The organism is Gemella bergeri ATCC 700627 (assembly GCF_000469465.1).
GTDB classification, from domain to species: Bacteria; Bacillota; Bacilli; order Staphylococcales; family Gemellaceae; genus Gemella; species Gemella bergeri.
In genome coordinates, this window is sequence record NZ_KI271875.1 from 21147 (window position 1) to 45338 (window position 24192).

Sequence of the window (24192 nt, forward strand, 5' to 3'; positions counted from 1 at the left end):
TAGCCCCCACTTTTTTATGTTACAAATAAACAAATAGATTTACATATAATTATAAGATAATATATAATGATTATATGAATAAAATATTAGTAAAGGAGGAGGCAAACTATGAAATTGACAAATTTAGCACCAGTAGAAGAAACTAATGAGTTAACGGCTAATATACATTCTGTTGAGTCGTTCGGTAACGTTGATGGGCCGGGGATTAGATATGTAGTATTTTTCCAAGGTTGTATGTTAAGATGTAAATATTGCCATAATCCGGATACTTGGAGAATGCATAATCCAGATGCAAAAGTGGTTACAGTGAGCCAATTAACCAAAGAGATAGTTAAATATCGTGATTTTTTTGAAGCCAGTAATGGAGGCGGAGTAACCGTTAGTGGAGGAGAATCATTATTACAAATAGATTTTATATTGGAGTTATTTAGAAAATTAAAAGAGTTAGGTATTAATACTTGTGTTGATACCTGTGGTGGATTTTACGTAAATGCTCCAAGTATGAACAAAAAAGTCTTAGAACTAATATCTCTTACTGATTTATTTTTATTAGATATAAAGCATATTGATGATGAACATCATATAAAATTAACAAAAAGAACAAACAAAAATATACTTCAATTTGCTGAATTTCTTAGCGATAATGGAGCAAAAATGTGGATAAGACATGTTCTTGTACCTAAATGGACAGATGATGATTACTATTTACAAAAATTACGTGAATATATTGATACATTGCACGGTGTAGAACGTGTTGAGGTATTACCTTATCATGATATGGCGAAGTTTAAATATAAAGAACTTGGAATAAAATATGAATTAGATGATATTAATCCACCAACAAAAGATAGAATAGAAAATGCTATAAACATTCTCGGAGCAAGAAATGATGTTAGTTAAAATTATTTTTTGATAATGGATATCATTTGACAAACATAATTAATTTTGATATACTGACGGTGCAATATAAATACTTATCAAGAGTGAGTGAGGGATGAGGCCCGATGAACTCCGGCAACCTAGTCGATTGATTAAGGTGCTTTCCTTAGCAAAGTTAACTTTGAACGATGAGATATGAAAACCCCTCGTTTCAAGGCGAGGGGTTATTTTTATTATAAGGATAAATGAGATAGTTTTATATTAGTATCAGAAATAAAATATTTAGGAGATTAAAAAATGAGTAAAACATATTTATTTACATCAGAATCAGTAACAGAAGGACATCCGGATAAAATTGCAGATCAAATATCTGACGCAATTTTAGATGAGATTTTAAAACAAGATCCATACGGAAGAGTGGCGTGTGAAACTTGTGTTAATACCGGTTTAGCAGTTCTTGTTGGGGAAATATCAACAACGGCTAATATAGATTTCCAACAAATAGTAAGGAATACTATAAATGAAATAGGATATAATGATCCGAGAAATGGCTATTCAGGGGATCATATTTCGGTTCTTATAGGACTTGATAAACAATCTCCTGATATTGCACTTGGGGTTGATAATTCTTTAGAAACTAAAGAGTCATCTGAAGTAAAAGAGGTAGGAGCAGGAGATCAAGGTTTAATGTTCGGTTTTGCGACTAATGAAACAGATTCTTATATGCCATTACCTATTTATCTAAGTCATAAATTGTCAAAACAATTAGCAGATGTTAGAAAAGATGGAACTTTATCTTATTTAGGACCTGACGGGAAAGTTCAAGTTACAGTAGAATATGATATTAATCATAAAGTAAAAAGAATTGATACTATAGTAGTATCGGCTCAGCATGATAAAGAAATATCTCAAAAACAAATTCATGCTGATATTAAAAAATATGTAGTAGAACCATGTTTAGATAGAGAATTGTTAGATGAGAATACGAAATATTTTATTAATCCAACAGGGCGTTTTGTAATAGGCGGGCCAGTAGGAGATGCCGGCTTAACAGGAAGAAAAATAATTGTCGACACATATGGTGGTTTTTCTCGACATGGTGGAGGTGCATTTAGTGGGAAAGATGCAACTAAAGTTGATCGTTCCGGAGCATATATGGCACGTTATATTGCTAAAAATATTGTCGCAAGCGGAGTTTGTGATAAAATTGAAGTGCAATTAGCATACGCTATTGGTGTTGCTAATCCGGTATCAATTTTCGTAGAAACATTTGGAACTTCAAAAGTAGATGAGGGAGAGATTGTTAAAACTATAAAAAAAGAATTTAAGTTAACACCAAACGGTATAATTGAGACATTAGATTTAAGAAGACCTATTTTTAAAAAAACTGCCGCTTATGGTCACTTTGGGCGTGATGATGAAGACTTTACTTGGGAAAGATTGGACAGAGTAGAGGAATTTAAAAAATTATTAAAATAGAAATAAAAGTTGGAGGCGACTCAAAAATCGTGATTTTGTTAAAAATTGATTTTGTAGAGTCGCCTCTGCACAGTTCATTAAATTTTGGAAAAGTATTTAAAGCGAATTACCGGATTAATTAATACTGCGGACAACTACTAATAAACAAATTCTATTAAAGTTTTTAGCTTTTAATTCAACTCCGGTTCTTAATTTTACTTAAGTAGTTAATATTTGTAATAATATAGTTGCATATTGTTTGAAAAAACGGTTATTATGATGTTTAATATATATAAGGATATATTAAGAAAGTTGGAGATAGACATGAATTTATACAATCAAATAGGAGAAAGAAATATTGATCTGTTAGTAAGTTATATGTATGATGATATTATTCCAAATGATGATAGAATTAATGTTTTATTTTCTAATGGTTTTGATAGAATAAAGGAGGAACAAAAAAAATTTTTCAGGTTATTTCTTGGTGAACCGGGACATTCTATTTTTAATACACCGAATTTAAAAAAAAAGCATATAAATTTGCCTATATCAATAAATGAAGCGAAGTATTGGTTTGAGGATTTTGAAATTGCATTGAACAGATTAGAGATAGATCCGGCAATAAAAAAATTTTTAAGTCAAAAAGTTAATGCACTTACAGTTCAAATGATAAATACTATAAAATAAAAAAACTGAAATTTAGAGAATTATTATGTTATAGATCTAAATTTCAGTTTTTTATTATGCAACATTTTCTTCTTCATCCACTTTAGTGAATATCTCTTTAAGCATCTCAGGACTGGCAGCCGTAATAAATTTAATAGAAGATTTTATATTGTATAAAAATGCTTCATCTTTATGAATTCTATGTGCTGAAATAGCACCTTGAATACTGGTGAAAAGCCATTCGCTAATAGGATTACATAATTCCTCTGCGATATTTTTATCAAAAAGAGCATCGGCAAGAAGTAATCTCCAATTTTCAAGTATGTCACTACATTTTTCAGCAATTACAGGTGAAAGTTCCGCAGTTTCTAATGCTAATAATGTTAAAGAAAAACCACTTCGTTTACATGCTTTACCTTTTGAAATAAATAAATCAAAAATTGCAGTTAAATATTCTTCCAAAGTTTTTTCTTTTGGAGAAATAGTCTTAAATTCCTTTTTAACATTACAACTTATTTTATCCAAAGCTTCTAAGTAGATTTCATCCTTTCCTTTTGGAAAATAGTAATATACACTTCCTTTAGGGGCTTTTGCCTTTTTAATTATATCCTGAACACTTGTCAGAGAGTAGCCCTTAGTTCAAACGTTTTGGACAGTGGTTAATATAATGTTTTCTTTAACTTTATTATTAAGTGTCATGTCGTTTCCCTCCCTCATACACCAATCTGTATTCTTATTATACAATATTTATATATCAAAAATCAATAATATATAATAATTTATTTTAAAAAATATAATTTGTAGAATTGCTAAATTAAAAGTGATGAGAACGGTTTACTTTTTAAAAAAATAAAAAATAAAATATAAAAAATAAAAAATAAATCATCATTAAAAAAGAAAATACACTTAAATATAATTTTTATGAGTTACCGGGTAGATAACAGTCAAAATATTGAATAAATAGCGATTTTATAGTAAAATATAGAGTGATATTTGTAAGGAGATTGCCATGTTAAAAAAGAAAATGTTTCAACTGTGTGTAGAGTTGACAAATGGAGAATTAAGCTCAAAGGCTTTAAAAAAATTGACAAAATCGAATTTAAGTAGATTAATGATACAACCTTTTGCAAAGGTATATGATATTGACACTGATGAAATTTTAGATGAATTGGATGATTTTAGAAATTTGAATGAATTTTTTATAAGAAAGTTACACCCGAATGCCAGACCTATCGATAAAGAAGAAGATAGTTTCATTAGTCCGACAGATGGCGTGATTTCAGAAGTAGGTCATATTTCTGAAAATAGCACATTTGTTGTTAAAAATCAGGTGTATAGTGTGAAAACGCTGGCAGGTGATAAGGAATTTGCTGATAAGTATAAAGGTGGTACGTATGTAATTATTTATCTAAGTCCCAAAAATTATCATAGAATACATTTCCCGCTTAACAGTCAAGTAAAAGAGGCTTATAGTTTAGGAAAGTATTCATATCCGGTCAATAAGCTGGGATTAGAGTTAGGGGATAATATATTAAGTTACAATTATCGTCAAGTTTATAAACTATCAGGAAAAATTAATTATACACTCATACCTGTAGGTGCTCAAAATGTAAACTCAATTATTCCGACTTATGAGAGTATTTATGTCAAAAAAGGAGATGAGTTAGGATATTTTGAATTTGGTTCTACGGTCGTATTATTATTTGAAAAAGATAATATTCTATTAGAGGAAAATTTAGAAAATAAAGTAATTAAGATGGGAGAAAAAATAGCTACGGTATTGTAAGCTGTTGAGTGATATTAGTGATTTTAAGAAGATATTTTTTACCGGATGATTTTATAGAAAAATATGAGTTTATTGATGTTGAATATATGAATATGCACAATAAAAAAGTAATTATCTCCGATTTAGATAATACGCTTATTTCGTGGGATAGTAAAAAAGATACAAAAGAGTTGAATCGTTGGTTAAAACGAATGCGTAGAGCCGGATTTGATATTATTGTAGTATCTAATAATACAGAAGAACGTGTTGAAGAATTTTGTAAACAACTTAATTTACAGTACGTAGCAGGAGCTAAAAAACCATTCACAACCGGTTTTAAGAAAGCTCTTCATAAGTTGAACAGAAAACCGGAAGAAGCTATTATTTTAGGCGATCAGGTGCTAACGGATATATTAGGCGCTAAGAGTTTTGGCGTAATGAGTGTACTTGTTAAGCCGATTTCAAAAACGGATGCGTTTAAGACAAGAATTAATCGCTTTTTTGAGGGGATAATAATAACTATTCTAAAAAGAAAAAAAGTATTTCCACAGATGAAAGTATTAAAATATAAACTCACCAAAAAAAAGGTAAAGGGAAGTAATGGTGGATATATTGGATAATAAATTATATTGTATAGGATGCGGAGCGGAAGTTCAATCAGAAAATCCTAAAAAACAAGGATATTTACCTAATAGCGTAATTGAGAAAAATAAAGATAAAGACTTAGTTTGTAAAAGATGCTTTCGTTTGAAAAATTATAATGAAGTATCTGATGTTGAACTGGGTGCGGAAGATTTTTACGCCTTGATAAAGACGTTATCTAAGAAAAAAAATGCTCTTATAGTTAAGGTGGTGGATATTTTTGATTTTTCCGGAAGCTGGATTGAGGATGTAGTAGATATAGTTGGTAATAATAAAGATATAGTGCTTGTTGCTAATAAATTAGATTTACTGCCAAAATCAGTTAAGGAAAATAAGATAAAACAATGGCTCTTTAAAATGATGAAATTAAAAGGTATTAAAGTGAAAGACATCCTTTTGATTAGTGCTATTAAAAATTATGGAGTTGAAGAATTAGCGTATAGACTGGATGAGTTAAGAAAAGGCAAAGATATCTATATAGTCGGAGCGACTAATGTCGGTAAGTCAACACTTATTAATAAGTTAATAGAATTAACCAGTGGGGATAAAAATGTAATTACAACTTCACATTTTCCGGGGACAACTCTAGGAATGATAGAAATACCGCTAGATAAGGTAACCAGTATCTATGATACGCCGGGGATTATTTTAGACTATGATATTGCACATTATTTGGATTCGAAAAGTTTAAAATTAGTAATGCCGAAAAAAGAAATAAAAGCACGTGTTTTTCAATTAAATGCGGAGCAAACGTTATTTTTTGGCGGAATGGCAAGAATGGATTTTGTTTTGGGAGAACGCCAAAGTTTTACAATATATGCTTCCAATTTAGTAGAAGTTCACAGAACGAAATTGAGTAATGCCGAAACAATATTTGAAAAACATTTAGGAACAATGTTAAAACCGCCATTTAAAGAGAATGTATCAATTTTTAAACAGCAGGTTAAGAGAAGTTTTAAAATAGATAATAAGAAGATGGATATAGTAATTTCAGGATTAGGGTGGATTACAGTAAATAGTGATAAAGGGTGTCTTATAGATATTTACACACCGGCTGAAATCGAAGTATTTGTAAGAGAATCGATAATATAGAAAGAAACGAGAATATATGTTAAAAGGAAAACAAAAAAGACAATTAAGAGCCTTAGCACACCACCTAACTCCAATTTTCCAAATAGGAAAATCCGGAGTAACAAGCGATATGGTTAAAGGTATAAGGGATGCTTTAGAACGAAGAGAGTTAATAAAAGTCAGTATACTCCAAAATTGTGAAGAAGATAAAAATGAATTGGCCACTCTGTTAGCAGAAAGAACGGCTTCGGAATTGGTACAATTAATCGGAAATACAATAGTTTTGTATAAACAAAGTTCAAAAGAAAAGTATAGAAAAATTGAGTTGGTGAAGTAGTATGAAAATAGCACTTTATGGAGGAAGTTTTGATCCTATCCATATAGGACATCTTATCACAGCGAGTTATGCGTTAGATTTTTATAATTTAGAAAAAGTGATTTTTATTCCTTCCCATATAACACCGCTGAAGGAAAGAATTTTAAATGCCAGTGATAAAGATAGAGCTAAAATGGTAAGTTTAAGTATAGAGAGTAATAGAAAATTTGAATTAAGTGATTATGAAATAAAAAATTCTGCAATAAGTTATAGCTTTAATACGGTAAAATATTTTAAAGGATTTTATCCAAACGATAAGCTGTATTTTATAATTGGAACGGATAGGATAAAAGATTTAAAAAAATGGTATAATATAATAGAACTTTCAAAAATGGTGACTTTTATTTTTGTTGCAAGAAATGAAGAGAGTTTAAGAAACATTATTAAAAATGATGATTTTTATAAATCTATAAGCTATGAAATAATGCCGTCGCCAATTATTGAAATAAGTTCCAGTTTGATAAGAGATAATATAAAGAATAACAAAAATGTAGATTACATGATTACAAAAGAATGTAAAAATTACATAGAGGAGTTGAGTCTATATGGATTTTCAAGAAATTCAAAATAAAATAAAAGAAATATTACCGGAAAAACGATATGAACATACATTAAGAGTAGTAGAAGTTGCTAAGTATTTGGCACGAGTTTATGGAGCCAGTGAACAAAGAGCAGCTCTTGCAGCTTTAGTACATGACGTTTGCAAACCGATGGACGAAGTGGAAATGAAAAAATATGTTATCTTACATAATTTAGATGTTAAGTTGCTTGATTATCCTGTAGCTGTATTACATGGTCCGGTGGGAAGTGCCTATATTGGAGAGAAGTTTGGTATTGAAGACGAAGAGGTAAAACTTGCAGTTGCTACTCATACATTCGGTAGAAAACATATGACTCTACTTGAGAAAATAATTTTTATTGCTGATTATATAGAACCAAAAAGAAAACACCCGCATCTAAAAGAAGTAACGGAGATAGCCGAGTACGATTTAGATGAGGCGGTAAGGCTTGCTGCAAAATATACATTAGTATATTTAATTGATAATGATGAGAGAATTTATCCGTCGTTGTTAGAATGTTATAATTATTATAATATAAAAAATTATCGAGTAGGTTTTAAAGAAAAAAATAAAGATAAAATTTTAGCAGACGAAAAAACGATAACTATAAGAAATAAAAGTGAGGCACACTTCAAAAAAGGAGATTTATTGGAGGCAACTACATATGAAGATCCGGATACAGTATTTGCCACTTTGGAAGTAGATTTGGTAAAACCGGTAACTAGAGAAACGTTGACCGAGCGTTATGCTAAGTATTATGGTGTTACATTAGAAGAGCTGATAGATAAATTAGCAGAACGTTATCCCGATGATGATGTATTATATGTAGTAATGTTCCACATTATAAAAAAATAAAGAAAGAGGATACATAATGAAAGTGGAAAATTTATTAAAGATGGTTGTTGATGCTTGTGATAATAAGCATGGATACGACATCGTAGCTTATGATTTAACGGATGCAGGAGTATTGTATGATTATACAGTTATTTGTCATGCTCCAACATCAAGACAAGTAGAAGCTATAGCTAATGAAGTAAGAGAAAAAGTACTAAAGAGCGGTGTTGATATTTATAGTACAGAAGGTTTAAAAGAGGCTAAGTGGGTTCTTATGGATTTAGGAGATGTAATTGTCAATATTTTAACAAGAGATGACAGAGAATATTATGAATTGGATCTGTTATTTGAAAAATATCCACTAAAAGAGGTTTAGAATGTATAAAAATTTAAGTGTTGTTTATGACAAATTAATGGACGTTGATTACGATACTTATAAAGAAATAATACGAGAAGAATTAGGAGATAAAGAAAATCTTCTAATTCTTGATTTAGGTTGCGGAAGTGGTGCATTACTTACAGAATTGAAAAAATATGGCGACGTTTTTGCAATAGATAATAGTGAGGAAATGCTTGCTTTAGCAAGTCAAAAGGAATCCAGTGTTAGTTATTTTATGATGAACTTGTTAGATGTAGAGAAATTAAATAAAAGTTTTAATTTTATTATAAGTGCATTTGATGTGTTTAATTATCTGGAAGATTTTCAACAGTTTAAGGCAGGATTAAAAGGTGTATATAATTCACTGAAAAAAGGCGGGAAATTTATCTTTGATATTCATACACCGAATAAAATTAACACTATGTTAGAAAATAAAGTGTTCGCATATGATGACGATGAAATTAGTTATATATGGTTTACCTATAAAACGGAAAATAATTTAGAAGTAGAGAATGAGATTACATTTTTCATTAAAGAAAAAAATAATCTATATAAGAAATTAGAAGAATATCAAAGGCAAAGAACGTATGATATATGTGAAGTGAAAAAAGAAATAAAAAATATAGGATTTAAAATTAAAGATTATTTTTGTGATTTTGACAGGGAAAATAAAAATTATAAAAATTCGGAAAGAATAATATTTATTTTAGAGAAGTAATGGGCAGTTACTTCTTTTTTATTATTTATCATTATAGTTATTTTAAGATTTCTCATGCTGGTATTTTTATGATTAAAACATATTTATTTTTTAAAATAATTGTTGACATTTGTAGACGAAGAGCATATAATATTATTTGAAGGTTACATTTGTAGACGAAAATCAATCAAAGGAGAATTAACGAATGGTGTTTAATATTTCTGAAGCAGAGTGGGAAGTAATGCGAGTAGTTTGGAGTAATATCGATACTACAAGCAAGATTGTTATTGATACGCTAAGTTCTAAGAAAGGGTGGTCAGTTTCTACAATCAAGACATTACTTTCAAGATTAGTTGAGAAAAACATGTTAAATACAAGAAAACAGGGTAATAAATTTATTTATAATGCGGTATATAGTGAAAATGATTGTCTTGAAAGTATTACAAAGGAATTTTTAAATAAAATTTGTGCAAGGAAAACAGGGTTAATAATAAAAATTATAATAGATGAGGATAGACTAAGTGTAGAAGATATAGATAATACCATTTTAAAATTAAAAGAAAAGAAAAAAACAGCTAAAAAAGTAATAGAATGTAATTGTGTTAAAGGCCAATGTACCTGTCATAATAATGGTCAATGTATTTGTCATAGATAACAAATTTAGGAGGAGAGAAAAATGAAACGATTTAAAATAGGTGGAATGGGTTGTACACACTGTGTAAGGATTATAGAAGAAACTGTTAGTGCTTTAGATAATGTGAAAAGTGCAAGTGTTGATTTTGAAAATAAAGTATTGACTGTTGAATATGTTGAAGGAGAAAAGGTTGATGAAATAATAAAAGCGGTAGAAGAAATTGGTTATGAACTTACCGAAATTTAGGAGATGGTAATATGAAAATAGAAACATTCGATATAGAGGGTATGACTTGTGCGGCATGTGCAATGAGAATAGAAAAGGCTATTTCAAAAATAGATTCGGTAGATGTGGCTAATGTAAACCTGGCCGGTGAGAAACTAACGGTAAGATACAAAGATAATAAAACTACTAATGAAATAATAAATAAAGTTGAAAAGATAGGGTATAAAGCAAAATTACAAGAGGAAAGTTCCTTTACAGAAAAAGAGAATAAAAAACAATTAGAATTAAGCAAAATAAAAAGCAGATTAATTGTTTCTATTGTTTTTGCTCTACCGTTATTGTATATTGCCATGGCAGAGATGATAAATTTACCAAACATAATAGATATGAATACAAATTCAAAAACTTTTGCGATTATCCAACTTATTTTGGTTATTCCTATTTTATATATGGGAAGAAATTTTTTTATAAAGGGTTATCGAGCATTATTTGCAGGGTATCCTAATATGGATTCTTTAGTTGCTTTGGGAACAAGTGCAGCATTTATTTATAGCCTATATAACAGCATTAGGGTTCTGTATGGAAATATTCATGCTGTTCATCATCTTTATTATGAATCGGCAGGGGTTGTATTAACATTAATAACACTTGGTAAATATTTTGAAAGTTTATCAAAAGGAAAAACTATGGAAGCTGTAAATAAATTAATTCAACTAACTCCTGAAAAGGCAACATTAATTAAAAATAATCAAGAGATAATTATTAAAACTACAGAGTTATTAGTTGGAGATATAGTAGGGGTTAAAGCAGGAGAGAAAATTTCAGCTGATGGTGTTGTAGTTTCCGGAAATGCTGTTATTGATGAGGCTATGTTAACCGGTGAAAGTATACCGGTAGAAAAAAAGAAAGATGATAAGGTTGTAGCAGGTACTATTAATACAAACGGTTATATTACTTTTAGAGTAACTGATGTAGGGAAAGATACTACTCTGTCAAAAATTATTAACTTAGTGGAAAATACCCAAAATAATAAAGGAGAACTATCTCGTTTGGCGGATAAAGTAGCCGGAATTTTCGTTTCGACGATAATAACGTTAGCAATAGTCTCCGGTTTATATTGGTATTTTATTGGCGATAAGAATATAGAATTTTCGCTAACTATTGTTATTTCTGTATTAGTAATCGCTTGTCCGTGTGCGTTGGGATTAGCAACACCTACGGCAATAATGGTCGGTGCAGGTAGAGGTGCGGAGAATGGGATTCTTATAAAAAATGGTGAAGTTTTAGAAATTATTTCAAAAGCTACAACGGTTGTTTTGGATAAAACCGGAACAATAACAAAAGGAAGTCCTGAAGTAACTGATGTAAACGTAAAAAATTATGATAGAGAAAACTTTTTAATATTATTAAAAGCGTTGGAGAAAAAATCAGAACATCCGTTAGCAAAAGCTGTTATTGACTATACTGATAATATTTCGGATATTCAAGTGGAAAATTTTGAAACGATAGTAGGGAAGGGAGTTAGAGCAAATTATAACGATAAAAAGCTACTTTTAGGTAATAAAAAACTTATGAATGAAAATAATATTGATATTTCTAAATTCGAAAATGAAATAAATGATTATAGCAATGAATCTAAAACAGTAGTTTATTTAGCAGAGAATAATAGGTTATTAGGTATTGTTGCTATTCGTGATGAAATTAAAGAAAGTAGCAAACTTGCAATTAAAAAAATGATAGATTCCAACTTGGAAGTTGTTATGTTAACCGGTGATAACAAACAAACGGCAGAGAAAATTGCGAGTGAAGTTGTAATAAAAGAAGTAATAAGTGATGTTCTTCCTGATGAGAAAGCTACTGCTATAAAAAAATTACAAAATAAAGATAAGATGGTAATAATGGTCGGGGACGGTATTAACGATGCTCCGGCCTTAGTTCAAGCTGATATAGGTGTTGCAATAGGAACAGGAACAGATATAACATTAGACTCATCCGATATAATTTTATTAAAAAACGATTTGGCGGATGTAGTTAAAGCAATAAATTTAAGTAAAAAAACCGAAAAAAATATAAAAGAAAATTTATTTTGGGCATTTATTTATAATATTATTGGAATACCGATGGCAATGGGCGTGTTTTACGCATTTTATGGTATGCTCCTTAATCCGATGATAGCAGGCTTAGCAATGAGCTTAAGCTCTGTATCTGTTGTATTAAATGCCCTAAGATTAAAAAGAATAAAATTATAGAATTATAAAAAGGCTGTGTAAACAGTCTTTTTTAGTATAGTTTTTTGAATAAAACTAGTTGATGGTAATGTTGGTTATAGTTTTCAGTACGAAGAATTTTTAGAATACCATAATATAATTATTACAAATAAATAATTATGTATAAAAACCTTTTGAAATATGATATACTGGTATTACTAATTATAAAAGAGGGTCAGTACTATGGGGAAAGATAAAAAAACGATTGTGATAACCGGAGCTTCTAGTGGAATAGGTAGGGAACTCGCTTATCAGTTTGCAGAAAAAGGAAATGTTCATTTAATATTAGTATCCAGAAGAAAAGAAGCTCTTGATAAAGTAGCTAAAAAATGTGAAACTTTTGATAATGTAACTACAAATACATATTCAGTTGATATTGGAGACAAGGAACAAGTAGATAAACTGATAGAAAAATTAGGTAATATTGATATATTGATTAACGGTGCCGGCTTCGGAATTATGAAGGAATTCAGTGAATTTAATGATTATGAAGTAGTTAAAATGTTTGATACAAATGTTATAGGAACGATACAACTAACTAATGAAATTGCTAAAAAAATGCGTGAGAAAAAATCAGGAACTATTGTAACTATAGCATCATTATCAGGGAAAATAGCAACTCAATATACATCAATTTATTCAGCAACAAAATTTGCACTTATAGGTTATTGTAATTCTTTAAGATTAGAATTAAAAGAAGATAATGTTCATGTTATGACCGTAAATCCCGGTCCGGTTGCAACAAATTTCTTTGGTGCTTCGGATGAAAATAAGAAATATTTAAAAAAATTGGGTGATAAAACTATTACACCAAAAAGTCTTTGTAGAAAAATAATAGTAGGTATAGAAAGAAAAAAACGTGAAGTGAATACGCCGATTAAATTGGCGTTGGGTGCAAAAATTAATATGATATTTCCAAAACTAGGAGATAAATTAATTTATAGTATATTTAAAAAACAATAAAATATATAAGTTGAATTTTTATAGAATTATATTATAATTGAAGAAGAGAATAAAAAAGGAGATTATTTATAGTGTCTAATAGTATTTTAGAGGAATTAAAAACAAAATTTGAAGATTTTGCGAGCGAGTTGGAGAATATCGAACCTGAAAAGGTAGACTTATCACAAATTGATAGATTAATAGCTTTGGTAGAAGAATTAGATAATGAAATAAAAACTATAAAATAGAGTACAGAGGGCTAAATGAAATCAAGTTATTTCTTGTTTAGCTCTTTTTATATGAGGATAAAATGAAAAAGAAAAATAACAATAAGAAGATAAATATTTTATTGACGATAAAAAAAGTTGGAATTAATGGCGAAGGAATAGGTTATTATAAAAAGAAAATTACTTTTGTCAAAGGGGCATTACCTGATGAAGTGATTATTTGTGAAATAATTGAAGAAACTCCAAAATATATTATAGGAAGATTAATAAAAATAAAAGAAGTTAGCCCATATCGTGTTGAAGTGAAAAAAGAATATGCAGAAAGCGGGGCATACCAATTACTTCATGTCGAGTATAAAAAACAATTAGAGTATAAGCGTTCGATATTAATAGATGCTTTTGATAAATATTATAAACTTCCTAAAACCGATAAATTAGTTTTAAAAACATTAGCCAGCCCTTTAACAGAGCACTATCGTAATAAAAATCAGTTTCCCGTTGCTGTACGTAACGGTAAGGTTATAGCCGGATTGTATAAAGAAGGGACAAATGAGTTGGTTGAAATAAAGGAAGATTTAGCCTTACATAATAATGGAAATAAGATTACTCAACTTGCTACAAAATGTTTAGAGAAATATAAAATAGTTATCTCAATGAATAAAAATCATTATGGAGTAAGATATATAGCCACACGAACATCATTTTGTAATGGGGATGTTCAACTTATTTTTGTTGCCAATACTGAGAAAATAAAAAATCTTGACAAAATCATAAATGAGATTAAGCATGAAAAAAATGTTAAAAGCATAGTGTTAAACATCACTAATGATAAAGATCACTTAGTAATGGGTGAAAAAAATATTACACTTTATGGTGATAATTGTATAATTGAAAAAATCGGAGATATTCAATATAAATTATCAGCAAATTCATTTTTCCAATTAAATCCCCTACAAACAAAGAAACTTTACGATAAGGTAGTAGAGTTTGCAGATTTAAAAGAAAACAATGTAGTGTTGGATGCTTTTTGCGGAGTCGGAACGATAGGGCAGTATGTAAGTAAAAAATGCAAAGAAGTATACGGCGTTGATATAGTAAAAGAAGCGATAGAAGATGCCAATGATAATGTTAAACTTAACAATTTGACAAATTGTACTTATGTAGCAGGTGATGTAAATAAAATAGTACCTAAGTGGATAAAAAAAGGTATTAACTTTGATGTTGCGATAGTTGACCCTCCACGTGCCGGGTTAGGACATCTGACCAGAAATCTTTTAAATATTGGAGCGAAAAAAATTATCTATGTTAGTTGTAATCCTTCAACACTTGCCCGTGATTTAAAGATATTAGCAAGAAAATACAAAATTCGTCGTATTCAACCAATAGATATGTTTCCGGGGACACCGACGATAGAAGCGGTAGTAGAGTTGGTGAAAAAGTAGAATAATAGCGATAATAAATAATGAAAAAAATTATCTAAATTGTAATAAGAAATTATAAATTTCAGTAAGGGAGGAATAATCTTGGATAATAAATTAGAGCATCTAAAACAGGAGATTATGAGAGATGATGAAAATAGAAAGTATACGGATAAAGGAATAGAACCGCTATTTTCAGCTCCTAGTACGGCAAAAATTATGATAGTGGGTCAAGCACCGGGGATAAAAGCACAAGAAAGTAAAATATTCTTTAATGATAAAAGTGGTGTGAAACTGCGTGAATGGATGGGTATAAATGACGAAATATTTTATAATTCCGGTTTAATAGCCGTTGTACCGATGGATTTTTATTACCCGGGAAAAGGGAAAAGTGGAGATTTACCACCACGAAAAAATTTTGCTTCCAAATGGCATAATAAAGTATTGGAATTATTACCAAATATTAGGCTAATTATTTTAGTAGGAAAATATGCTCAAGATTATTATTTATGTGATGTTAAAAGAGGCAATCTAACGGAAACTGTGCATCACTACAAGGAGTATTTACCACAGTATTTCCCAATAGTGCATCCATCTCCATTAAATTTTCGTTGGCAAAGTAAAAATCCATGGTTTGAAAAAGATGTTGTGCCGGTGTTAAGAGAAAAAGTAAGAGAAGTGTTGAATAAATAAATCAAAACTGACTACAGGCAGAAAATATTAAAATTTTCGCCCAATAGTCAGTTTTTGTAATAAAACTTTTACCATTTTATTAATTTGTAGGACGTTTTATCGCCATAATATAACAACAACGATGAGATAATCCGTTCTATTATATCTTTAGAAGAGGTTTGTATTATAACTTCTGCTTTTTCTGAAATAACATTAAAGGCATTGCCACTTGAAATTGAGAGAATATCAATTTCGGGATATTTTGATATTTTTCTTACGAATTCACTTACTATAACAGTTGCATCTATTGTATTATGAGGTTCAGCACCATGACCGCCTTTTCCGATTATTGTTAGCTTCCATTTATTCATTGCTATTCTCCTTTAAATTTTGTATTATTTCGTCGGCGTTAAAGGCAAGATTTAGGAAAATACTTGCAGTATATTGCATAACACGTTCTTCAAAATCGAAATTTGGATGATGATGTGGATATTGAGCAAAAGTATTATTTCCTGCACCGATCAGGAAAAACGCACCGGGGACATTTTCTAAGTAATAGGCAAAATCTTCCCCGATCATTAATGGTTCAACCTTTTGTAAATTCAGTTCAGGTAGAATATCTTTTGTTTTAACAAGAATTTCTTCCGTACCTTTTTTGTGATTAATCAATGGGGGATAACCACCATAATAAATAAATTTTATTGTTGTATCCAGATATTCACTTTCTAATGATTTACATAATCTGTTTAATTTATTTAGCACAGTTTTGTGAAGTTTTTTATTAAAATGACGGATAGTTCCTGTAATACTTGCACATGATTTTGTACTTTCAAATTTTCCCAAGGTAATAACAAGGGTTTCACGAGGTTTGGAAAAACGAGAAACAATTTGCTGTGTAAGACTAACAAACTCAGCACCTATAATATTTGCATATTTTTTAGAAGTGATTTTAACTTCAAATCTATCAGCTGCTGCACAAAGTTCTTTATAATTAAATCCAAGTGTACCTAGTGGAAGCGGTGTCCATAGGTGTGCACCAAAAATCGCATCTACATCAACTAGGCAACCGTCATCAATCATCGGTTTAGCACCACCCGGTGCTTGCTCTTCTCCATATTGAAAAATTGCGACAACATCACTGGTAAGTTTATCAATATTTTTCATGAGTATTTTGCAAGTAATCAGTAGTGCGGTAGTGTGGCCATCATGACCGCAAGCATGCATTACATTCGGAATAGTAGATTTATATTCAGTATTTTTAGCGTCATTAATCGGAAGTGCATCAAAATCAGCACGAAAAGCTATAGTATTTTTGCTATTTGGTACTTTAATGCGAGCAACAATTCCATTTAATCCTACATGTGTACGAATATCAGTAATACCGATATTTTTTAAATATTGTTCAATAAATTGGGAAGTTTTTATTTCTTGGAATGATACTTCCGGATATTTATGTAAATGTCTACGTAGTTTGATGATTTCAGGAAAATATTTTTTTATTTCATTTTTTATTAATGTAGTAATCATAAAATCTCCTTAAAATGTTATATAAATTCAATTATAACATAAATAGCAGATGAATATATTAAAAAATAATATTAGTGATAAAATTTTATCTATGTTATTATTACAAAGAATAGAAATTAATCATCTAATGTGTTATAATTTTTCTATATAATGTTTTGTTATAAGGTGGAATTGTTATGGTAAGAAAAGTAAAAGTAATTGCAACATTAGGAAATAGTACAGAAAAAATTTTAGAAGACATAATAAAAAATGATGTTGATGCAATATTAATAGACAATTACTATGGAGAAGAAGAGGAAAATATTAGAAGAATAGAAGAGGTAAAAAAATTACGAGATAAAAACGATGTTAATACAGCTATTATATACGATTTAGATCATATATATGCTCAAAGTAAATATAAATTAATTAGAATTGAAGAGAAAAATATAGAATTTGCATGTAAACAAGACGTTGATTTTATTTCTTGTCCTTTTGTTAGTAACTTAGATGAAATAAGAAAAGTAAAAGCAATTTTAAAAGAACATAATAAAGAAAATATAGGTTTGATTGTAAAAATAGATTGTAAGGAAGCCTATGAAAATATTGATGAAATAATAAGTTTTGCTGATTCTATTATGATTAATAGAGATGAACTTGGAATGGAAATGCCATACCAAAATCTCCCAAGTGTTCAAAAAGAAATAGTTCAAAAAGCTAATAATTCTATGAAATCTGTAATTTTGACAACACAGATGTTACATTCTATGATTTATAATCCACGTCCGACACGTGCTGAGGTATCAGATGTGGCTAATGCTATTATTGACGGAGTAGATGCTATAATGCTTATAGAAGAAACAGCAATAGGAAGTTATCCGAAAGAAGCGTTAGAAACAGTAGACAGAATTATTAATTATATAGAACAACAAGATATTTTTAAAGAAGATAATGAGTATAGAAATCATACAATGGGAATAGCCCATGCTATCGCAATTTCTATAAAACATCTGTTGGATTCTATTGAAGTGAAAAATATTGTAACTTATACAAAATCCGGGCAAACAGCAAAATTTATTGCAAGATATAGACCTAAAGTTCCGGTTTTAGCGGTAGTTTCAAATAAACAAAAAGCAAGGCAGTTGGCTTTAACAAGAGGTGTAGTTCCTTTTATAGAAGAAAAAACGTTAACTACAGAGCAAATGCTGAAATATGCAACAAGCTATTCTGAAAAAGCAGATTTGGCACAAAAGGGTGATTTTATTTTAATAACAGCAGGTCAACCGGATCTCGGGAAAAAAGATGTACCACCAACAGATTTTGTTAATATAAGAGAAGTATAAAAATTTAACAATTAAATATGGTGAATTAGCATACAAAATTCAGGTTGTTATAATAAGTACAGAGCATAAAAATACCCCAAAAACTTAGATAAGTTTTTTGGGGTATTTTGTTCTTTTATACTTACAGTTAATTTTAATTAAAAACTGTTTAATTGCTATTTTTCAAACTAAAATAACTTATAATAGAGCATATAAGCATAATTATTGAAGTTATGTAAAATGGTGTAATAAACGGCTCTAAATGTAATTTTTCCGGTAGTTTGGTAAGCACTAGCGGTGTTAAAATAACCCCTATATTTCCACCAACCAACAGAACACTTGTTGAAAAATTAATAAATTTATTTTCTAATTTTTTAGAAATATAAAAGAAATTAAATGACATTGTGCCGACAAAACTAATTCCTATTAAAACCGCAGCAATGTAGAATAGTAAGGTATTATTTGATACAGCAAAAATAAAGCTACCAACAGTCATAAAACCGAGCATAATGGTTAAAGTTAAATTTTTAAAGTTTTTGACCAGTTTACCAAATAAAAATCCTGAGAAAATTCCGCTAATAGCTAAAACGGTTAGTAAATTTCTTGTTACATCCGGCGAATAAAAATATTTTCCTGTTAAAAGAGTAGGAATTTTTATAGTAGCACCCATATAACAAATTCCAACAAAGAATGTTAACAAAGTTAAAATAACAGTTTCTTTATGAAATCTCACACTTACTTTTTTGTTGATTTCGTTATCGGTGTTAGGAACAAATATTAAAAATAAGAAAAATATAGGTAGTGCCAGTGAATATACCAGAAAAATATATTGTGTACCAAATATTAGTAAATATCCGGAAATAAATGTAGTGAGGGCCTTACCGATATTTAAAAATGCCGTTCTCATTCCAATCATTGTTCCTTTAGTTTCGCCGTCAAAAAAATCACTAATCATACTGATAGATAAAGAATTAAATAATCCGATACCTGCCCCTAAAAGAAGTCTACTAATAAGAACTATTTTAAAATTTGTGGTAAAAATCGGTGTCAATCCCGCAAAGAAAATAATAATAAGTCCGAGAAGAACCGTATTTTTTTTACCAAGATATTTTATAACAATATTACTTATCAAAACAAAAATAGTAATCATCATCGCAGGAATAGTCGCTAAACTTTCAACGGAAGCTAGTCCAATATTAGAATTTTTTGTATGATATAAATTATACAAATTCGGAATAACCGGAGAAATGGCTAAATGCGACATAAGTAATATAGAAATGCTAATTAAAGAAAACTTAGCGATATTATTTAATTTCATATTAATCTCCTAAAGTTTTTTTATACATTTACCAATTATAAAAAAAATAAGAATTAAGGTCAAGGAAAAAGTATTAATTAAAGTTTGCTAATCCAATATCTTAAAGTAGTACGCTCGTCTTCTTGTAGTTCATTTTCGAATATTCCGTTATTTGCTTCTATAGTTTTCTTAGAGGCAATGTTTTTCTTGTCACAGGTAACGAGAATTTTTTCTAATCCAATTTCATTAAATAAAAATTCACAACCAAGTTTTAATGCTTCCTTGGCATACCCTTTTCGACGCTCGCTTTTTCTTATGCTATAACCAATATGTCCTCCATGTTTAAATAGATAATCATTTAAGTCGTGGAGGGTATTAATAATACCTACAAGATGATCGTCGTTCATAATAAGAAAGGTATGAGCTGTAACAAAATTTTGGGGGCAGGTTTTTTTATGTTTATAATTTTCTAAACTTTTAATAAAATCAGTTATATTCTCATATTCTTCAAGACTTAAACCACCATGAATAGTTTCATTATTATAAATAAATTCTTGTTTATATGATAGTATTTCATCTTTAAGTTCGATAGTCGGTTCAATAAGTTTAATCATATTATCTCCTTTAGTATAGGATTAAAAATTTAATACTATTATAGCATATATGAGGTTATGATGAAATTTTTATTAATTAACAGCTGCATTTTTATTAAATAAAAATTATAATGTTAAGGATATTGATTTTTAATAGTCTATTTGATAGAATAAATGTAAGTTTTAAAATAAAGATGCTTAAAAGGTGGAGGTAATAATGCGAATTTTATGTATAGGAGATAGTAATACTTGGGGCTTGGTACCCGGAGATGATAATTTAAGAATGGAAAAACGATGGACAAAAATTTTATCTGAAATTCGTTCAGAAGATGAAATAATAGAAGAAGGACTATGCGGCAGAACAATTACGGCAAAAGATACTATAGTACCTGTAAGATGTGGAGTGGATACATTACCGATTTTAATGCTTAGTCATGTACCTGTTGATTTAGTTATTATAATGTTAGGGACTAATGATTTAAAAAAACAATTTAATCCTAGTGCAAAACATTTGGCACGAGGTATGGAAGAATTTATAAAATATATAAGAAATCCACATTTAGTGGAGGGATACAAAATACCGAAAATCTTAGTTGTTTCTCCGGTTTATTTACGTGATGAAATAGTTGAAAGACAAAGTTCTTTTGGAGAATTTGATGAAAATAGCTTAAAACAATCTAAATTCTTATCACAGACATTTAAAGAAATAAGCGATAAATATGAAGTAGATTTTTTAAATGCAGCAAGAGTAGCGGAAGCATCACTAATAGATTGTATTCATTTAGATGAAAAAAATCATGAGCAACTAGGTCGTTATATTGCCAGCAAAGTATCAGAAATATTAGACTATGAAGAAGCAAGATAATGGGAAAGAACTAATTCTATAACTTAGGATTAGTTCTTTTTATGTTGAAAATAAAATAAGATAATAATATAAAAATAATAGTCAGAAGTATAACAATCAATGAATAATTTAATATTATGCTCAGTAGTGAACCAAGTAAAAAAATTAGAAAAATAATTGCAAAAAAATATTTAGAATATTTATAGCCTTTTTTGTTGTATTGATTTTGCCAAAGATTACCGATTAAAAAGAAGAAAACTCCCGTTATAAATAATAAAAACAATTTATTTTCGGTTAGTTTTGGAAGTGTAAAATTAATAATACATAATCCCAGTATAATAAAATAATTATGATACAGGTAACTATTTCCCGATTGGTTAGTTAGGGAAAAATCTATAAAACGTTCGATATTTATTTGATAAAATAGATATAATAAAGCGATGTTAACAAATATAATAAACCAATTTTTTGGTACGGTAGTAATAAAATTATTTATAATAATAGAACTAAATAAACCTGTTGTAAAAATAAAACAACGTTTAACAACATGAGAAAAAATAATGGTTTTAGCATGAAGTGAACGTGAGATAAAACTGGGAAGTAGCCAACTTGTAAAGAAACCAATCATAATAAATAATAATGAGTATGGTTGAGGTAAAATAATACCCAAAAATAAACCGAAAGTACGACCGCCAAGAATATAAATAAAAGGCTCAGTTATCTTTTTTTCTATAAGATCGGTAACGATAAAATACTGAATAGTATGCTGAACAGTAAGTATAAAAGATAATACAGTTAAATACAATATTAAATTTTTGTATAATATGTCCCAGTGATAAGTATCAATATTATTCAATGTTATTATTAAAACACAAATTTGAATAATCATAAAAACAATATTAAATAAAGAATTTTTCCCGTAACGATTTATATGAATCATCTCAATATTCCAAGTATTTACAAAAATAATAAATATAAAAAGAAAAGAAAGAAAAAAATTAAAACCTAATGAAGAGTTATAATTACCAAGAATTATATTAAAAATATTACAAAAAGCAAAAGAAAAAATAAAATCATATAGTAATTCAGTTATATTAATTTCTTTTTTTAGAGTTTTATTCGAAGAATTATTCATAGCCGCTCCTTTCAAGTTTTATAATTATATTGTATCAAAAATTTTTAAAAAATTGAACCTAAATAATATATCCAAAAATATGGGAAGTCAAATTATATAGAATATTCAGTTAGAAGAGTAGTAAAGTAATTGAGATATATTTAATGGTGTTTTGTCTGAGAATATGAAATGTAATTTTGTAATGGAAGTGTCAGAATTATTTACTGAATTAGAGGGGAAACCATCAAGTGCTATAATTTTTAAAAAATATTTAATAATAAAAAGATTAATTTTAAATTAATTGAGTTTAAAAAATTCAATTTTAAAATTAATCTCTTTACAATTAGTTATTATTTTTTAAATTTTTTATGTGTTTCTGTGTAAAAAATCAAACCGGCTAATGTTAATGCAACACCGCTCACTGCTAATGTGAATTGAGTTATAATAGCGGCAATGACAATATATGCTCCTCCAACAATAGCAATTATAGGTATAATTGGATATAATGGAACTTTATAAGGTCTTGGTAATTCAGGTTCTTTTTTTCTAAGAACAAATACAGCGAAAAATGTCAAAATAAAGAAAATCCATATTGTAAACAGCAAGAAGTCTGTTAACGTGTCGAACTCTCCTGTAAACATCATTGCAATGGTTAGTACAAGTGTAACAAGAGCAGATACATAAGGAATAGAAAAGCTGTTAAGTTTTATCCATATATTTTTAAACGGTATTTGATCTTTCATAGCCATAGCGTAAGGGACACGAATAGCGGTCATAGTAAAACCGTTCATAGTACCGTAAACACTAATCATGATACCGATAGTGATTATCTTACCGCCATAAGAACCGAATAATTTTGTTGCAACATCATTAGGAACATTACCATTTCCGGCGATTTGTTCCATTGGCATAGTCATTAAATAAGCAACATTGATAAGTAAATATATTGCGGTGATAACTAGTAAACCGTATAAAATTGCTCTTGGTAAATCACGTTTTGGATCTTTCATTTCTCCGGCTACGGTACCAACATTAATCCAACCGTCATAACCATACATTGCCGCAAGCAGGGCTGCACCTACAGCCGATAGAGATGCACCACCTAGTGAACTGTTACCGGAACCGGTAGGTAAAAATTCTACCGTTGTCGGATTAGGTTGCAATAAACCGAAAACTATAATTGTTATAATAGGTATTAATTTACAAATAGTTGCTACTGTTTGAATACGACCGCTAGCCTTACTGCCTAATAAGTTTAAACAAGTAACAGTCGCTGCTCCGCAAGCTCCGACAAGAATAGAATATTTTTTATCTATATGAAATAAATTGGTAAATTGTGTAGCAAAAATAGCCGATGCTGCTGCTATACTCGCCGGATAATAGATAACAGCTTGGGCCCAACCAAGTAGATAAGACATAGTTTTTCCATAAGCACGTTCTACCCAAACAATCATTCCGCCGGTTTCGGGAATAGCCGCAGCTAATTCTGCTGTGGTAAGTCCGGCACAAATACTAATTATACCGGCTAAAATCCAAGCAAGTAAACCAAGGCTGACATTGCCGGTAGTTTTATAAATAACGGCTGCCTTAAAAAACACTCCGGAACCAATTACGACTCCAACAACTGTCGAGAAAGCCCCGAAGAAACCGATATCTTTTTTTAAATCATTCATAAATAAATCTCCTTCTATAAAAAAATAAAATACATATTCAAAAATTTAATGTGAAATAGTTTCCGTCATTAGCACAAAAATTTGAAAATGTTTTCTTGCAAGTATATTATATATTATTTTTGAAGACTAAA

Annotated in this window: 27 protein-coding genes, 1 pseudogene and 1 riboswitch; of the genes and pseudogenes, 20 read left to right on the forward strand and 8 right to left on the reverse strand. The window is 29.3% G+C overall.

The genetic code is table 11. The features are described 5' to 3' along the window. Positions 1-108 precede the first annotated feature (108 nt). The 3 genes from pflA (at position 109) to HMPREF1983_RS07170 (ending at position 3024) form a co-directional block, all read left to right on the forward strand. Positions 109-900: a pyruvate formate-lyase-activating protein gene (gene pflA / locus HMPREF1983_RS07160; protein ID WP_021753651.1), complete on the forward strand. Its 792-nt coding sequence runs from the start codon at positions 109-111 to the stop codon at positions 898-900. A 71-nt stretch (positions 901-971) separates the two neighbouring features. Further along, positions 972-1074, forward strand: a riboswitch (SAM riboswitch). 102 nt (positions 1075-1176) lie between these two features. Further along, positions 1177-2358 carry a methionine adenosyltransferase gene (gene metK, locus HMPREF1983_RS07165; RefSeq protein ID WP_021753652.1) on the forward strand — a complete coding sequence of 394 codons (1182 nt, stop codon included), beginning with the start codon at positions 1177-1179 and terminating at the stop codon, positions 2356-2358. Positions 2359-2661: 303 nt separating this feature from the next. Further along, a complete protein-coding gene (locus tag HMPREF1983_RS07170) occupies positions 2662-3024 on the forward strand; it encodes a globin domain-containing protein (RefSeq protein ID WP_040461315.1) in 363 nt (120 codons plus the stop codon). Positions 3025-3078: 54 nt separating this feature from the next. Here the strand turns inward: HMPREF1983_RS07170 and HMPREF1983_RS07175 are convergent, their stop codons facing one another. Both HMPREF1983_RS07175 and HMPREF1983_RS08065 read right to left on the reverse strand, forming a co-directional pair. Beyond that, complete coding sequence (locus tag HMPREF1983_RS07175) at positions 3079-3528, reverse strand: LmrA/YxaF family transcription factor (RefSeq protein WP_021753654.1); 450 nt, start codon at positions 3526-3528, stop codon at positions 3079-3081. A gap of 12 nt (positions 3529-3540) precedes the next feature. Then, positions 3541-3627, reverse strand: a pseudogene (locus HMPREF1983_RS08065) (TetR family transcriptional regulator); the annotation flags it as partial. 385 nt (positions 3628-4012) lie between these two features. On the opposite strand from HMPREF1983_RS08065, the gene HMPREF1983_RS07180 reads away from it, so the two are divergent. From HMPREF1983_RS07180 to HMPREF1983_RS07250, 15 genes are all read left to right on the forward strand, one after another. Further along, positions 4013-4789, forward strand: coding sequence for a phosphatidylserine decarboxylase (locus HMPREF1983_RS07180; RefSeq protein ID WP_021753655.1), 777 nt, complete (start codon positions 4013-4015; stop codon positions 4787-4789). Between the two features lie 17 nt (positions 4790-4806). After that, positions 4807-5388 carry a YqeG family HAD IIIA-type phosphatase gene (locus tag HMPREF1983_RS07185; RefSeq protein ID WP_021753656.1) on the forward strand — a complete coding sequence of 194 codons (582 nt, stop codon included), beginning with the start codon at positions 4807-4809 and terminating at the stop codon, positions 5386-5388. Beyond that, a complete protein-coding gene (gene yqeH, locus HMPREF1983_RS07190; protein ID WP_040461332.1) occupies positions 5381-6502 on the forward strand; it encodes a ribosome biogenesis GTPase YqeH in 1122 nt (373 codons plus the stop codon). The genes HMPREF1983_RS07185 and yqeH overlap by 8 nt, the downstream gene beginning before the upstream one ends. A 16-nt stretch (positions 6503-6518) precedes the next feature. Then, positions 6519-6818 (forward strand): ribosome assembly RNA-binding protein YhbY, encoded by a 300-nt coding sequence (yhbY, locus tag HMPREF1983_RS07195; protein WP_021753658.1) that lies wholly within the window; start codon positions 6519-6521, stop codon positions 6816-6818. Position 6819: 1 nt separating this feature from the next. Next, positions 6820-7428 (forward strand): nicotinate (nicotinamide) nucleotide adenylyltransferase, encoded by a 609-nt coding sequence (nadD, locus tag HMPREF1983_RS07200; RefSeq protein WP_021753659.1) that lies wholly within the window; start codon positions 6820-6822, stop codon positions 7426-7428. Continuing rightward, on the forward strand, positions 7403-8272 hold the full coding sequence (yqeK, locus tag HMPREF1983_RS07205; RefSeq protein WP_021753660.1) for a bis(5'-nucleosyl)-tetraphosphatase (symmetrical) YqeK: 870 nt from the start codon (positions 7403-7405) through the stop codon (positions 8270-8272). The genes nadD and yqeK overlap by 26 nt, the downstream gene beginning before the upstream one ends. A gap of 16 nt (positions 8273-8288) precedes the next feature. Next, positions 8289-8627, forward strand: coding sequence for a ribosome silencing factor (rsfS, locus tag HMPREF1983_RS07210; protein WP_021753661.1), 339 nt, complete (start codon positions 8289-8291; stop codon positions 8625-8627). A 1-nt stretch (position 8628) separates the two neighbouring features. Next, positions 8629-9348 carry a class I SAM-dependent DNA methyltransferase gene (locus HMPREF1983_RS07215; RefSeq protein ID WP_021753662.1) on the forward strand — a complete coding sequence of 240 codons (720 nt, stop codon included), beginning with the start codon at positions 8629-8631 and terminating at the stop codon, positions 9346-9348. 184 nt (positions 9349-9532) lie between these two features. Beyond that, positions 9533-9982 (forward strand): CopY/TcrY family copper transport repressor, encoded by a 450-nt coding sequence (locus HMPREF1983_RS07220; RefSeq protein WP_021753663.1) that lies wholly within the window; start codon positions 9533-9535, stop codon positions 9980-9982. Between the two features lie 21 nt (positions 9983-10003). Continuing rightward, positions 10004-10207 carry a heavy-metal-associated domain-containing protein gene (locus HMPREF1983_RS07980; RefSeq protein WP_021753664.1) on the forward strand — a complete coding sequence of 68 codons (204 nt, stop codon included), beginning with the start codon at positions 10004-10006 and terminating at the stop codon, positions 10205-10207. Between the two features lie 11 nt (positions 10208-10218). After that, a complete protein-coding gene (locus HMPREF1983_RS07230; protein ID WP_021753665.1) occupies positions 10219-12435 on the forward strand; it encodes a heavy metal translocating P-type ATPase in 2217 nt (738 codons plus the stop codon). Positions 12436-12636: 201 nt separating this feature from the next. Beyond that, positions 12637-13416: an SDR family NAD(P)-dependent oxidoreductase gene (locus HMPREF1983_RS07235; protein WP_021753666.1), complete on the forward strand. Its 780-nt coding sequence runs from the start codon at positions 12637-12639 to the stop codon at positions 13414-13416. A gap of 71 nt (positions 13417-13487) precedes the next feature. Continuing rightward, positions 13488-13643 carry an SE1561 family protein gene (locus HMPREF1983_RS07855; RefSeq protein WP_021753667.1) on the forward strand — a complete coding sequence of 52 codons (156 nt, stop codon included), beginning with the start codon at positions 13488-13490 and terminating at the stop codon, positions 13641-13643. A gap of 62 nt (positions 13644-13705) precedes the next feature. Beyond that, a complete protein-coding gene (rlmD, locus tag HMPREF1983_RS07245) occupies positions 13706-15064 on the forward strand; it encodes a 23S rRNA (uracil(1939)-C(5))-methyltransferase RlmD (RefSeq protein ID WP_021753668.1) in 1359 nt (452 codons plus the stop codon). 81 nt (positions 15065-15145) lie between these two features. Then, positions 15146-15733 carry a uracil-DNA glycosylase family protein gene (locus HMPREF1983_RS07250; protein ID WP_021753669.1) on the forward strand — a complete coding sequence of 196 codons (588 nt, stop codon included), beginning with the start codon at positions 15146-15148 and terminating at the stop codon, positions 15731-15733. Positions 15734-15801: 68 nt separating this feature from the next. Here the strand turns inward: HMPREF1983_RS07250 and HMPREF1983_RS07255 are convergent, their stop codons facing one another. Continuing rightward, positions 15802-16083, reverse strand: a complete 282-nt coding sequence (locus HMPREF1983_RS07255; protein WP_021753670.1) for a peptidase dimerization domain-containing protein — start codon at positions 16081-16083, stop codon at positions 15802-15804. Further along, on the reverse strand, positions 16076-17239 hold the full coding sequence (locus HMPREF1983_RS07260; RefSeq protein ID WP_021753671.1) for a M20 metallopeptidase family protein: 1164 nt from the start codon (positions 17237-17239) through the stop codon (positions 16076-16078). Before HMPREF1983_RS07260 ends, HMPREF1983_RS07255 begins: the two co-directional genes overlap by 8 nt. A gap of 176 nt (positions 17240-17415) precedes the next feature. Here HMPREF1983_RS07260 and HMPREF1983_RS07265 point away from each other — a divergent pair, with 176 nt between their 5' ends. Then, complete coding sequence (locus HMPREF1983_RS07265; RefSeq protein WP_021753672.1) at positions 17416-18561, forward strand: pyruvate kinase; 1146 nt, start codon at positions 17416-17418, stop codon at positions 18559-18561. A 148-nt stretch (positions 18562-18709) separates the two neighbouring features. Here the strand turns inward: HMPREF1983_RS07265 and HMPREF1983_RS07270 are convergent, their stop codons facing one another. Next, positions 18710-19858 (reverse strand): MFS transporter, encoded by a 1149-nt coding sequence (locus HMPREF1983_RS07270; protein WP_021753673.1) that lies wholly within the window; start codon positions 19856-19858, stop codon positions 18710-18712. A gap of 77 nt (positions 19859-19935) precedes the next feature. Beyond that, positions 19936-20451 carry a GNAT family N-acetyltransferase gene (locus HMPREF1983_RS07275; protein ID WP_021753674.1) on the reverse strand — a complete coding sequence of 172 codons (516 nt, stop codon included), beginning with the start codon at positions 20449-20451 and terminating at the stop codon, positions 19936-19938. A gap of 196 nt (positions 20452-20647) precedes the next feature. Between HMPREF1983_RS07275 and HMPREF1983_RS07280 the strand changes: the two genes are divergently transcribed. Continuing rightward, the gene (locus HMPREF1983_RS07280; RefSeq protein WP_040461320.1) at positions 20648-21295 is read left to right on the forward strand and encodes a GDSL-type esterase/lipase family protein; all 648 of its coding nucleotides are present in this window, start codon (positions 20648-20650) and stop codon (positions 21293-21295) included. Positions 21296-21311: 16 nt separating this feature from the next. Here HMPREF1983_RS07280 and HMPREF1983_RS07285 read toward each other — a convergent pair whose 3' ends face one another. After that, positions 21312-22409, reverse strand: coding sequence for a low temperature requirement protein A (locus tag HMPREF1983_RS07285; protein ID WP_052526616.1), 1098 nt, complete (start codon positions 22407-22409; stop codon positions 21312-21314). 329 nt (positions 22410-22738) lie between these two features. Further along, entirely contained in the window at positions 22739-24061 is a 1323-nt protein-coding gene (locus tag HMPREF1983_RS07290; RefSeq protein WP_021753677.1) for an APC family permease, read from the reverse strand. Between the last annotated feature and the right edge of the window lie 131 nt (positions 24062-24192).

What these genes read in the sequence shown, in the direction of transcription:
- HMPREF1983_RS07290 (WP_021753677.1), bottom strand. Translation starts at nt 24,061, where the DNA reads ATGAATGATTTAAAAAAAGATATCGGTTTCTTCGGGGCTTTCTCGACA.
- HMPREF1983_RS07265 (WP_021753672.1), top strand. Translation starts at nt 17,416, where the DNA reads ATGGTAAGAAAAGTAAAAGTAATTGCAACATTAGGAAATAGTACAGAA.
- HMPREF1983_RS07280 (WP_040461320.1), top strand. Translation starts at nt 20,648, where the DNA reads ATGCGAATTTTATGTATAGGAGATAGTAATACTTGGGGCTTGGTACCC.
- yhbY (WP_021753658.1), top strand. Translation starts at nt 6,519, where the DNA reads ATGTTAAAAGGAAAACAAAAAAGACAATTAAGAGCCTTAGCACACCAC.
- HMPREF1983_RS07255 (WP_021753670.1), bottom strand. Translation starts at nt 16,083, where the DNA reads ATGAATAAATGGAAGCTAACAATAATCGGAAAAGGCGGTCATGGTGCT.
- HMPREF1983_RS07285 (WP_052526616.1), bottom strand. Translation starts at nt 22,409, where the DNA reads ATGAATAATTCTTCGAATAAAACTCTAAAAAAAGAAATTAATATAACT.
- HMPREF1983_RS07220 (WP_021753663.1), top strand. Translation starts at nt 9,533, where the DNA reads ATGGTGTTTAATATTTCTGAAGCAGAGTGGGAAGTAATGCGAGTAGTT.
- HMPREF1983_RS07235 (WP_021753666.1), top strand. Translation starts at nt 12,637, where the DNA reads ATGGGGAAAGATAAAAAAACGATTGTGATAACCGGAGCTTCTAGTGGA.
- HMPREF1983_RS07275 (WP_021753674.1), bottom strand. Translation starts at nt 20,451, where the DNA reads ATGATTAAACTTATTGAACCGACTATCGAACTTAAAGATGAAATACTA.
- yqeK (WP_021753660.1), top strand. Translation starts at nt 7,403, where the DNA reads ATGGATTTTCAAGAAATTCAAAATAAAATAAAAGAAATATTACCGGAA.
- rlmD (WP_021753668.1), top strand. Translation starts at nt 13,706, where the DNA reads ATGAAAAAGAAAAATAACAATAAGAAGATAAATATTTTATTGACGATA.
- HMPREF1983_RS07980 (WP_021753664.1), top strand. Translation starts at nt 10,004, where the DNA reads ATGAAACGATTTAAAATAGGTGGAATGGGTTGTACACACTGTGTAAGG.
- HMPREF1983_RS07215 (WP_021753662.1), top strand. Translation starts at nt 8,629, where the DNA reads ATGTATAAAAATTTAAGTGTTGTTTATGACAAATTAATGGACGTTGAT.
- HMPREF1983_RS07270 (WP_021753673.1), bottom strand. Translation starts at nt 19,858, where the DNA reads ATGAAATTAAATAATATCGCTAAGTTTTCTTTAATTAGCATTTCTATA.
- rsfS (WP_021753661.1), top strand. Translation starts at nt 8,289, where the DNA reads ATGAAAGTGGAAAATTTATTAAAGATGGTTGTTGATGCTTGTGATAAT.
- metK (WP_021753652.1), top strand. Translation starts at nt 1,177, where the DNA reads ATGAGTAAAACATATTTATTTACATCAGAATCAGTAACAGAAGGACAT.
- HMPREF1983_RS07230 (WP_021753665.1), top strand. Translation starts at nt 10,219, where the DNA reads ATGAAAATAGAAACATTCGATATAGAGGGTATGACTTGTGCGGCATGT.
- nadD (WP_021753659.1), top strand. Translation starts at nt 6,820, where the DNA reads ATGAAAATAGCACTTTATGGAGGAAGTTTTGATCCTATCCATATAGGA.
- HMPREF1983_RS07260 (WP_021753671.1), bottom strand. Translation starts at nt 17,239, where the DNA reads ATGATTACTACATTAATAAAAAATGAAATAAAAAAATATTTTCCTGAA.
- HMPREF1983_RS07180 (WP_021753655.1), top strand. Translation starts at nt 4,013, where the DNA reads ATGTTAAAAAAGAAAATGTTTCAACTGTGTGTAGAGTTGACAAATGGA.
- pflA (WP_021753651.1), top strand. Translation starts at nt 109, where the DNA reads ATGAAATTGACAAATTTAGCACCAGTAGAAGAAACTAATGAGTTAACG.
- HMPREF1983_RS07170 (WP_040461315.1), top strand. Translation starts at nt 2,662, where the DNA reads ATGAATTTATACAATCAAATAGGAGAAAGAAATATTGATCTGTTAGTA.